General features: G+C 38.5%; 5 protein-coding genes. 1 reads left to right on the top strand and 4 read right to left on the bottom strand.

All coding sequences use genetic code 11. The features are described from left to right. Positions 1 to 6 precede the first annotated feature (6 nt). Entirely contained in the window at positions 7 to 4,152 is a 4,146-nt protein-coding gene (locus tag GR929_RS00305; protein WP_159516921.1) for a hypothetical protein, read from the top strand. 111 nt (positions 4,153 to 4,263) lie between these two features. Here GR929_RS00305 and GR929_RS00300 read toward each other — a convergent pair whose 3' ends face one another. The 4 genes from GR929_RS00300 to GR929_RS00285 are packed head-to-tail and all read right to left on the bottom strand — an operon-like array spanning position 4,264 to position 11,656. Next, positions 4,264 to 4,980, bottom strand: coding sequence for a hypothetical protein (locus GR929_RS00300; RefSeq protein WP_159516920.1), 717 nt, complete (start codon positions 4,978 to 4,980; stop codon positions 4,264 to 4,266). 11 nt (positions 4,981 to 4,991) lie between these two features. Next, positions 4,992 to 8,213 (bottom strand): type I restriction endonuclease subunit R, encoded by a 3,222-nt coding sequence (locus tag GR929_RS00295; RefSeq protein ID WP_159516919.1) that lies wholly within the window; start codon positions 8,211 to 8,213, stop codon positions 4,992 to 4,994. Further along, complete coding sequence (locus GR929_RS00290; RefSeq protein WP_159516918.1) at positions 8,197 to 10,317, bottom strand: ATP-binding protein; 2,121 nt, start codon at positions 10,315 to 10,317, stop codon at positions 8,197 to 8,199. The genes GR929_RS00295 and GR929_RS00290 overlap by 17 nt, the downstream gene beginning before the upstream one ends. After that, positions 10,301 to 11,656: an SIR2 family protein gene (locus GR929_RS00285; protein ID WP_201300858.1), complete on the bottom strand. Its 1,356-nt coding sequence runs from the start codon at positions 11,654 to 11,656 to the stop codon at positions 10,301 to 10,303. The genes GR929_RS00290 and GR929_RS00285 overlap by 17 nt, the downstream gene beginning before the upstream one ends. Positions 11,657 to 12,096 lie beyond the last annotated feature (440 nt).

Raw genomic sequence — 12,096 nt, 5'->3', positions numbered from 1 at the left:
TGTCAAATGAATTATTCATGGGAAACTGCCGATGCCTTTCGGACTTGTTTTGGCACCCTCGTGGAAACCAAGGGGATCTCTGGCACGCCATTAAACTTAAATTTTTGGCGTACCTCCATTGAGCTGTTGCGGATCAGGTCAATGGGGTGCATGTCAGTTTTTGCCTTTCTGGATTTTCACAAATTCAACCTGTTCACATTTAGTGAAGAAGGCAAAAAACTGAACGCATCCGAAGGAAACGAGCCACGAAAAGCGAGTTCCCCTTTACCGTTCCGGGAAGCGATCAATAACTTTGTCGGAAATTTGAGTGCAAAAGGACAACAATATTTGATGATAAAAAAACAATGGCAAAAACTTCTTATATTCACAATTCATTTAACCAAATACAATAAAATGAGATGGATTCAATCTTCAAATCTCGTTCAATTGGCTGATGAAAAAGATTGCGAGGGGATTTTACCCGAACTAATCAGAAAGCTAATCATCTCATCGTGCCCTTCATGTCCTGAGCTTACTGTTCCTATCGGGAGTAGTATTTACAAACCAGGATGGGACGGACAATGTTTTACAGATTCAAAATATGGGTTTGTCCCCAAAGGAACTTCTTTATGGGAATTTGGTCGGGATAAAGATTATAAAAGAAAATGTGATCGGGAATATAACAAAAGAAGCCAACAGACAAACGAGATTGACCGTCTTAATTCCACCTTTGTTTTTATAACTCCAAGAAGGTGGATAACACCATTAAAAACGAAATGGATTGAAGCGAAGAAAGAAACAAATGAATGGAAAGATCTTAAGATATATGATGCTGATGATTTGGAACTTTGGCTTGAGCAGCAGCCAGTCGTTGCGCATTGGCTAGCAAGAAAACTAAACCTTTTTACGAACCATGTTGAATCTGCATTGGAATATTGGCAGCGATTTATTAGTAACGAAACATTTGTCTTTACACCAGAATTATTAATCTCAGGCAGAGAATTTGAAAAAAGCCAAATACAAAAAATAATTTTTGATTTCGGCCAATCGACGGAGATACAATCTTCCTCTATATCTGAAAGTATCTGCTTTTTCATTGCATCCGCGATTAGTGTTGATAACAGTACTTCTGAAAAGTTTTTCACGAAAGCTTTAGTCGTCTCAAATAAGGAAGATTTAAAAGAAATCTTGTCAATCCATAATGAGCTAATTATTATCTACGACTCTAATGAAAATGATGCACTTAACAACTTCGATGCAAAATCAAACCTTCTCATCAAGCCTGTGACTTTCGAAGTGAAATGTAGGGGGATCAATATTCCAATTCCCAAATGGGAAAGCTTCACTGAATCGTTAAAAAGTATTGGAATTGAACGTACCAAAGCAGAAGCACTTTCGCGACAATGTGGCAGAAGCTTTTCTGTATTAAAGAGAATCCTCTCAAATGCTCCGGGGCGTGTTGGTTGGAATTCCGGGAATGATTGCATGGAGCTCATTCCAATATTTTTGATACAAAAATTTGATGACGCTGTTCAAGGTGACAAGGATGTCATCGAAAAGTTCTCCCGATGCGATTATGGAATTTATAAAGAAAAGCTAAAAAGATGGTCAGTAATAAATGATGCCCCAATTTATCAGGTCGCCAATCATTGGAGAATAGTATCATCTTATGATTTGATGCATGTACTTGCAAAATACATTACTGAAGAACATTTACGGCAATTTGAAAACGTTGTTTTTGAGATGTTAGGAGAAACAGACCCTGCACTTGATCTTGAGCCAAATATGAGATACGCAGCCGCATTATTTGATAAAAAGAGAAAATTTTCTTCGCGACTACGAGATGGCATTTCCCATTCGTTATTATTATTGGCAGTCTATGGTGAGTCCTCGGGTATTAATGTTAATATTGACATTCAAGCGTGGACTGACAAGATTGTCAGGAGATTGTTATCAAGGAATGAAATCTCTTTTTGGCAATCAGTCGAAAATAAATTGGTAGTACTTGCAGAAGCATCACCTGAATCATTTTTTACTTCCTTTGAAAATTCAATCAAAAAATCACCTGAGATTTTTACTGAGTTATTTGACGACAAAGAGTATAGTTTATTTAGTCCCTCATATCATACTCACATTCTTTGGGCTTTGGAACTTTTAGCCTGGAATCCCACTTATCTGTCTAGAGTGGTCATAATATTAGCTAAACTTTTTAAGCTAGACAAAGGCAGTGCGCTATCAAACAGACCGATCAATTCATTACGATCTATCTTTTTGAACTGGCTACCCCAAACATACGCTGATTTAAAAAGCCGCCAGGAAGTAATTGAGACTTTAATAATGAAAGAGCCTGAAGTTGCCTTTGAATTGCTTAAATTACTCGTTCCAAAGACGCAAGATACAGGTCATTATAATCAAAAGCCAATTTATCGAATGAGGGACTTAAATAATCTCGTTATTTCAAGGAAAGAGGTATATGAGAATTCCGGGTTTGTTCAAAAAAAGCTAATTGAATTAGCAAAAAATGATGCAAGCAAATGGGCTGAGATTATTGATTTTATTAATAATTTCTATGGAGAACGTAGGCTTATAATGATAAATACCCTGACCGGTATTGCGGAATTTGAAGGAGAGATTGACCTATTGAGGGATGCTTTGCGAGAGTTTATTCAAAGGCACGAAATGTACTCAAATCAAAAATGGGCATTGAAAGGTGAAGAGTTAACCCTACTTAAAGACTTTTTCCCGTCCTTAGTTACTACTACAATAGATAAATACTATTGGTATTTCAACGTAGATTATATTGAAAAAAGTAGTCATCATTCCCTTTCGCATGATGAAAGAATTGAGTTATTAGAATCGAAAAGGCAAGATGCCGTCAATGCTGTTTTTAATGAATATGGGATAAACGGAATATTAGAATTAGTTTCCAGAACTACAAAATCCTGGGAGATCGGATATCATTTGGCCGATGTGATGGATAATATTGACGACGATATTTTCCATCTATTTCTAAGTGAGGAGGGGAAACCCTATTCCATGACTATGGGATATATTAACAGAAAATCTGACCTAAAAGGATCTGATTGGATATTTGAAAAATTGGCTTTCTCTTTAATTTCCAGATCAACACAAAAGATATCCGAATTTTTCCTTTCCATTAATCCCTCCTCAAGTCTATGGAATATTTTAAATGATCAACTACCTGAAGTACAAGATCATTACTGGCAGAACATATTCAAAAGTCCCTATGGCTACAGGCTGAGAGGAGATGATTTACAATTAGGGATAAAAACGTTAAATAAGTATAATCGGTACCTGACAAGTTTAAAGCTAATTCGATATGAGCGAAAGAACATTCCTCCTGAATTAATTATTGAAATACTTGAGGGAATTGCAACTGGGATACACACTGAAGAATTGAAAATAGACAATGGAGCATGGCATATTTCAGAGCTATTTAAACGTTTGGATAAAGAAGCTATTGATGAAAAAAAAATGCAATTATTGGAATGGTACTATTTACCAATATTAAATGGTTCTCATAGTGATCGCCCAATCAAGTATCTTTTTAAATATATTGAAAATGATCCTTCATTTTTTGCAGAACTTATTTCTTGGATTTATATCCCAGAAAACAAGAATCCAAAAGAAGAAATGGTCAAGATTGGAAAAGAAGATATTGCATCAAGGGCAAAGAATGCTCATGAACTGATTGAAAGTTGGTGTATTCTCCCCGGAATGAACGATTCTGAAGAAATCAATTCCGAATATTTATTGAACTGGATTTATTCTGCTATAGGCGAATGTAAAAAACGTGATAGAGAGAAACGAGGTTTTTATGAAATAGGGAAACTATTGGGAAGGTTATCAGTTTGTTGTAAGCATTGGCCTCATCCTGAGTTGTGTGAAATTATTGAAAAACTTGATCAGGAAGAAATTAACAAAGGCTTTGTACTTGGAGTAATAAATGGCAAGGGTACAGAGGCTCACATCCGACCTGTAAGTAATGGCTCTCCGGAGCGGGTTACCGCGCAAAAATACAGAAATCTATCTCAAGGAATATGCCATCAATTTCCAATTGTTTCATCGTTACTAAACGAGGTTGCAAGTCACTATGAGAGTTGGGGAAGACATCTGGATATTGATGAGACACAAAGAGAATTGGAGTACTAGCTAACAATTTTACATTTCAAAGCAAGAGCCTCAATTCTAAAACTTCTCAGATCATGTTATCACATTTTCTTTATCGCAAAGTATTTGGCTACTGTAGTTTAATAATCTTACTTAATTTATCAAGACTCTTTTTATTTCTCCATCTTGGTAAGTTATGATGCCATGTTCCTGATTTGGATAGAAATACTCTCTGTTTACGACATATTGAGCTATCTCAGCTGGAGTTAATTCAGCAATTCCATTTCTCAATATTGGTTCTGTTGAGACAGCAATTAAAAAATCGAATTCAATAGCTTCAGATGGGAAGTCAAATAAAAATTCTCCATTTTGTGATAAACTAAAATCGTTCGATTTTTTCAAAAATGTTTCATATCCTATTTTGTTTTCTTTAAGAGTAAGTTCCCAATTAGCTAAAAATTCCTTTTTTAAGATGACTGAAATTTTCGGATTAAAGCTGAGCCCACATACTCCCCATGCAGGCGACTTTCTTCCCTTTATTAGCATATTGTCATATTTCCCTTCTGCGAGTGATAATTCTCGAGCACAAATGATAACATCCTCAATTGACTGTATTTGCTTCTTAAGAGGCACGGCTTTTCCTCTTCCAAATTTTTCTTTTGGAAGTCTGTAGTCAAATACCATTGTGTAAGTCTGTTCTTTGGTTGAAAACCGACCATATCTTATAGGAATGGTGACATCCACGGAATGACTTATTTCCAAAAATGTATCTCTCCATTTTTTTCGAATTTCGTCTCCTTCTCTCTCTTGATGATCTTGCCAATATAAAGAACCAATAATTAATACGCCACCTTTAAAATACTGTTCCATGCCATCATTTCTCAAATGTTCCAAAACTCAGCTAAAGCTTCAGCTTGCTGTAACACCGTATCCATTGCCAGTTTTTGCATGTCGGGTGGGTAGCCGTATTGGCGCAGGGTGCGTTTAACGATAACCTTTAGTTTCTTTCTCACTGATTCTTTCACGGTCCAATCGATGGAAACATTGGCTTTTACCCGTTCAACTAAAACCCGGGCTAATTTCAGGAGAACCTCGTCTCCTAAAAGGTCTTTGGCGCTTTGATTTTGAGCGACTGCATCGTAAAATGCAAGTTCATCCTTACTTAAGCCCATTTTCTCACCACGTTTATCGGCTTCCTTAATTTCTTTGGCCAGTTCGATCATCTCCTGAATAATCTCGGCTGCCGTAATCAGGTTGTTCTGATAGCGTTTAATCGACGATTCCAGCATTTCCATCAGGCTGCGGCTTTGCACAATATTATACTTTGCTCTGATCTTAATTTCATCATTAAGTAATTTTTTAAGCACTTCCAGGGCGAGGTTCTTGTGCTTCATGTCACGCATCTCTTCCAGAAACTCATCATCGAGAACCGACAATTCGGGTCTCCGGATGCCTGCGGCATCGAAAATATCAACGACCTGTTCCGAAACGATGGCCTGATCAACCACTTGCTTGATGGCAGTTTCAATTTCGTAATCGCTTTTGCCGCCATTCCGGGAACTGCCGGAATCAAATTTCATCAAGCGCGCTTTAACCGCCTGAAAGAATGCGATTTCATCCTTAACGTCCATCGCCTCCTCGTGGGGCAAAGCAATCGCAAAGGCTTTCGAAAGCGCCGTCACTTCGCGCACATATCGGTTTTTGCCATCATTCAGGCTGAGGATATACTCAACAGCCGAAAGTATGATTTCCAGCTTTTGTTTGACTGTGGCATCAAAATAATCCTCATAGGCGAAACCCTTGCCGTAAAGTATTTGGGGTTCGGCAGCCATTGCAAATTCCGGTTCACGTTGGCTTGTTTTTTCTGAAAACATTTGAGCCACCACTTCCAGTTTCTCCAGCATCAATTGGACTGCTTCTTCCTGTGCCCTGGCCGGATCACCGTTACCCCCGCTATCTGCATAAAAGGAAAGGGCTTTCTTTAAATCAGAAGCAATACCCAAATAATCGACTACCAAACCGCCAGGCTTATCTTTGTACACGCGGTTCACCCGGGCAATGGCCTGCATTAGGTTATGGCCTTTCATCGGCTTGTCGATGTACAAGGTGTGCATGCTCGGCGCGTCAAAGCCGGTGAGCCACATATCCCTTACAATCACCAGTTTTAATGGATCAGAGTTGTCTTTCATGCGGTCGGCCAAAGTCCGACGTTGTTCTTTTGTGGTGTGGTGCTTCATCATCTCCGGGCCATCAGATGAAGCTGCTGTCATCACCACCTTAATCACTCCCTGGTCTAAATTGTCGCCGTGCCAATGCGGACGAATCGCAGTGATCTCGTTGTAGAGATCAACTGCAATTTGGCGGCTCATGGTCACAATCATCGCTTTGCCTTCAATTCCGCTGTTGGTCCGTTCTTCGTAGTGAAAGATAATATCTTCAGCAATTTTCTTTAACCTTGCCGGGCTTCCAACAATAGCCTGGACTTTGGTCCATTTGGCCTTGGCCTTCTGGGTATCGCTCAGCTCATCGCTCTCCAGTTCCTCATCCAGTTCCTCAATCAACTGCTTGCCTTCTTCCGAAAGGTTGATCTTCACCAAGCGGCTTTCGTAATAAATAGGCACTGTGGCACCGTCTTCAACGGCCTGTGCGATGTCGTAAATATCGACATAGTGACCAAACACTGCCGGAGTGTTGACATCGGTTGATTCTACCGGAGTGCCTGTAAAACCCAGGTAGGTCGCGTTAGGCAAGGCATCGCGCATGTATTTGGCAAAACCATACACCAAACGCTGGCCAATTACTTCTCCCTGGTCATCTTTTACCTCGATACTCTTGGGCTTGAAACCGTATTGGGTACGATGGGCTTCATCGGCCAACACCACTATATTGGTACGGTCGGACAGTTGCTCGTACACGTTTGTTCCATTTTCCGTCTGAAATTTCTGGATGGTTGCAAACACTATTCCACCGGAAGCTACTCTCAGTAGTTCTTTTAGGTGTTCCCGACTGTTGGCTTGCACCGGAACCTGGCGGAGTAGTTGTTTTGAAGAGGCAAAGGTCTCGAATAACTGGTCGTCCAAGTCGTTGCGGTCGGTAATGACCAAGACGGTTGGATTATTGAGCTGAAGCACCAGTTTGCCACTGAAAAATACCATCGACAGCGACTTGCCGCTTCCTTGCGTATGCCAAACCACGCCGCCTTTACGGTCTCCTTTTGTTCCGGAGGCTCTTTTTACCGATTCAATCGCTTTATTTACTGCATAATATTGATGATAAGCGGCTACTTTTTTTTCGGTTTGAATAGTTGCAATCCCTTTGGCATCAACATGCTTGGATTCTTCAAAAACTATAAAATGACGAATATAATCCAGCAGGATCGCCGGATTGAGCAGTCCTTTAATCAGCACCTCCAATTGGCTGGAGAGCGGTGAGGCTTCTTTCATGCCATCGCTGGTTTTCCAGGCCAGGTACCGCGAAAATCCAGCGGACAAGGAACCGGCTTTGGCATCGGCGCCATCCGACAAAACACAAAAGCTATTGTAGGTAAACAAGGTTGGAATGGTATCCTTGTAGGTTTGAATTTGTTTGTAGGCTGAATTCAAGGTGGCATTTTCGTCCACCGCATTTTTTAGTTCAAAAATGACTAAGGGCAACCCGTTGACAAACAGGATGAGATCGGGGCGTTTGTTATTGTTGTTTTCAATGATCGTAAACTGGTTGACTACCAGGAAATCGTTTTGACCTGGATTTTCGAAATTGACCAACCGTACCCGGTCGCCACGCTGAATGCCATTTTTACGATATTCGACCGGAACCCCCTCGGTAAGCAACTCATGGAACCTGAGGTTGTTGTCCATTAACTCAGACGAAGTCACGCGCTCAACAATTTTTACCGCTTCTTGCTGAGCTTCAAACGGAATATTCGGATTATTCCGGACAATGGCTTCCTGCAAACGTCCTTTTAATACAACATCACTAAAAGAATTGCGCTCAGGATGTTCACCGTCGGCGGCAATTACTGCACCATTCAGGTATTTCCATCCCAGATTTTCGAGTTCTTCGATAGCCCAATGTTCGATGTCATTTTCAGTTAGTTTGGTCATTTTTAAAATTTAAGTCTACAGATGGTGAATGGTCTTTGGGTTTAAACCAGTTTTCACTTATCTTATTATTATCACTCAGTGGTAGTGGATCAGCATTGTTCACTTTAAAGGTCGTAGGCAAATTTACCGCATGACCAAAGATTAAAGCGTGTTGTGTTGGGATTGAAGGCATCCTTTTTAAAATTGTCTCAGAAATGTGTGGGGTTATTTGGCGAATATGAGACAAATCTTCTGGATTCTGAATCCGATGTACAATGAAGTTGCTGCATTGAGAAAGGACAGTTCTGGATAATTCGCTTGGCCGTTGGGAAGAGATTAATAGAAACATACCAAATTTCCGTCCTTCCTTAGCTATCGTCTCAAAAATCCTATTTGCTTTTAAGAATGAGCGCTGTGGATCGTGACTGATATACCTGTGAGCTTCTTCAAGGACTAAATTGACTGGAAATGTGTTTCGTGGTTCAAATGATTTAATGGTTTCATAAACGATTCTGGAAAGGACACATGAAATTACTTCAACCACTTCATCTTCAACACTGCTTAGATCAAGTATCATAACCTGGCTTTGCTTGATCGGTTTGCTCTCTACATTGGTGACACCTAACAATTTCTTTTTGTATTCATTAATTGATCCATTACCAGCTCTCATAAAACTATAATCAGGTCGATCTTGTAAGCTTTTGATACGGGTAATCAATGAAGAGCAATAATCACGGATATGTCTGTTACCATGTGCTTCTTCATAAAGTATGGCTAAATCAATGGCTTCTTCTAGGTATTTAAAATTAAATTTCCTCTCTTTCTCGTAAATGGGCATTTTAAAAGAGGACGAGAAAAAAATATGGTCTCCATCTTCATTTGTTTGTTCTAGGAAAAAGTGAAGATGTTCTTTACCAATCAGACCGCCAAAGTGAACAAACAAAGTATTTTCAATTGTACATGCCTTCTGCTGTTTATTATTGTCAAAAAGTATCCTGTTCGAGTCTCTACCTTGTGAATCAGCATATGTAAAAGAAATATCCAAATTGATGTCTTGAGTATTGAATTTTCTCAAAATGGAATGAATGCGGTCACTTTTAGAAGGACTACTTGTTTCATCCCTTAAAATTTGCGTTATGCATGTTGCGAGAATATGATTCTTTGTTTCTCTTATAGTGTTAGCAGAATCATCCAATGAAAATAAAGATGCTAAACCAAGGGCATTTCTTAATATAGGAATTTGCGTTTTTTCACTTGCCTGTAACAACAATGCCCATTCATCAATATTCAAAAACCAGCTAGGTAGTGAAAAAATTTCTTCTTGTACGGGTGTTGAAGAGTCATCAATTGTTAAGTATTTGACAGCTATTGAATCATTTTTAATGCTTAATTCAGAGAATGCTTGCTTATACTCTCCGTTGACATCAAAAAAAATGAATGTACTGCCGGTTGCAGCATAATCCTTAAAGTTATACAATCCCTGAATCATTGAACTGATCGTACAGGACTTACCGCTCCCGGTATTACCCAGAACCGCAGAATGACCGCCAAAGAACTTATCAATATCAATTTTGACATCATAATCTGGGAATATAGTAGACTTGCCTATGGAAAGGGTTTTGAATCTCTTATTTTCTCCATGTGGGCATTCATCCTCCGTTGTTTTCCAGTGATCAGAATCACAAATTTTTTCTTCCTGATCATTTACATTGAATATAGCGTCCAGTTCAGACTCTTTGATGTAAAGGGTATCGGTGTAAAGTGCTGGATAGACACTCACTCCAAATTCAAAATCAAATGATATGGAAGGAGCTGTTTTTTGTTTTAAGGCTCCAATAGGAATTACTTCTAAAAATTTCCCAGATTTTACCTTGTTAAGGAACTGTTCTTTAGGGTCACTAAATGGAACATTCAGATCTTTTTCTCTAACACCTGCTACTTCTGCAACGATATAATAGTTTTGATACGGAAGGATGACGTAGCTATTAAGTTGAGCAAAGTAGTGAATATCATCAAAGCCACTGATGTTGAAATTATCAATGCCAGTAAGCAATTCAATAGTGAACCTATCAGAATTGATGGCAACAACCTTGCCTATTACTCTCTGCTTATCTTCCTTGTTCATTTCTCTTGAATAATGTTCTTATTGCATTTTCAATTTTATCATCGATCTCATCATTGGTTAAATCCGGAAGTATCGCATCAACAAATCCTTCAAAATAGTGAAGCTTCTTCTCGTCTTCTAATTCACCGCCAATTATCCAGATTCTTGGATCATTGAGTGATCTCAATTTTTCTATTTCTGTTCCGGTTGCCGGACTGCCCAACACAATCAATCTAAATGATGGGATGGTAAATGCCTGATAAATAAGATTGTTAATGTGTTCATCGCTAAAACTGTATCCAATGGTGACAAGGACGTTGTTGTTTTGCATGAGCTTTTTCTGAAATTCCCTAAATAGATCGGAATAAGGGCTGCCCAAACTTGCATTGTGTTTTAGAGGAGTTGGATGTATCATTACAGTTTCCATACTCTTTAAAACTGCGGCAGTAGTTTCTTGAATTTCTCTGACGTTAAATAATTTTGCTCCTTCAACATCTTGTATCCAATTTATAGAGCCATGAATTTTGTAGAGGTAGAAGAAGTTGTCAATTACTCCCCATTTGTTTTGGGAAAGATCCATACGTTCTGCAAGCGCATAATTAAAAATAGTAGGATTGAAATATTTTTTGATTCCACCTGAAAATCCATTTACATAGTGGATTCCAAGCTTATCCAATGCGGTTTCGGAATAAAGATCATAGTTTGTAGTAAAAATATTTGGCTTAGGCAGATTTGAATTTCGATAAAGTAGTTTCCGGTAGAATCTCTCATATAACTTATTTACAGGTTCATCTTTTCCATCCTTTTTGTTTGGCTCATTGAGCATTTCATCAATTAAAAACTCTTTGACCTTTTTTACGGTTTTTATAATCAATGAAAGTCTATCTTTTGGGTCAGATTCTTCTTGCTCTTCTTGTTTAGGTTCATCAGCTTCATGTGTTGTTTCCTGAATTTGTTCTGCTTGAATGCTTTCTTCAAAAAACTGTATGCTATGCAGCGAGCCAAGGAAATATTCAAGATTTTCCTTGAATTTGGATAAGGAGACATCTATACCTAAAGTGGTTTTGAGTTTGTCCCTTTCCTCTTCACTTAAAATATCATCATAAAATTTCTTGGCTAAGGGTTTCATGGTGGAAACTCCGACCTCCATTTCACCTTCATAGTATGAAGAACACCCGGATCCAAGAAGAAATGAAAGGTTTTTACCATCCAATACCTTCTCAAAGGATTTTTGAATCCTTTCAATTGGAGGTAAATCAGATTTATCCGACTTTTCCAATACATTATCAGTACCCTTGTAGAAATAAATGTCTTTTCCCTCACTCATAACCTTAAAAATTTTACCTGCAACTACACTCATCGCCTTAGACAATAAGCTCTTGCGATGTTAATCATATAAATTTCACTTATCCCTTTTAGCTGAAATTTCCCCGGTTTTTATTCCTTTCTCGATTGTGTTCGTTGGCCGCTGTGGCTTTACTGGTTTTGGTTGCGGCGTTGATGCCGGTTTTTTACTTTGTTCGTTGCTCATTTTTATTGATTTAAGTTTATAATCATAAATGAAAAAATCAAAATTATCGTCAAAATTAACGCTATTAAAACCAAAGTTTTGGCCACATACAAATCATCCAAACGACTTCGATTTATTTTCATGTTTGCGGAATTTAGTTCGGCGTAATTTTCAATCAAGTATTTCTTGAAGCTTTCCCGCTCTCCCTTTTTTATCTTCCGGTTATATTCTTTGAGTTCCTTCCTATGATTATATAGTTCTTTTGAATCGGGTAAATAACTGTAATTAAA

The organism is Sunxiuqinia indica (assembly GCF_009847015.1).
Classification (GTDB): domain Bacteria; phylum Bacteroidota; class Bacteroidia; order Bacteroidales; family Prolixibacteraceae; genus Sunxiuqinia; species Sunxiuqinia indica.
This window is presented reverse-complemented; position numbering and strand designations above follow the sequence as displayed.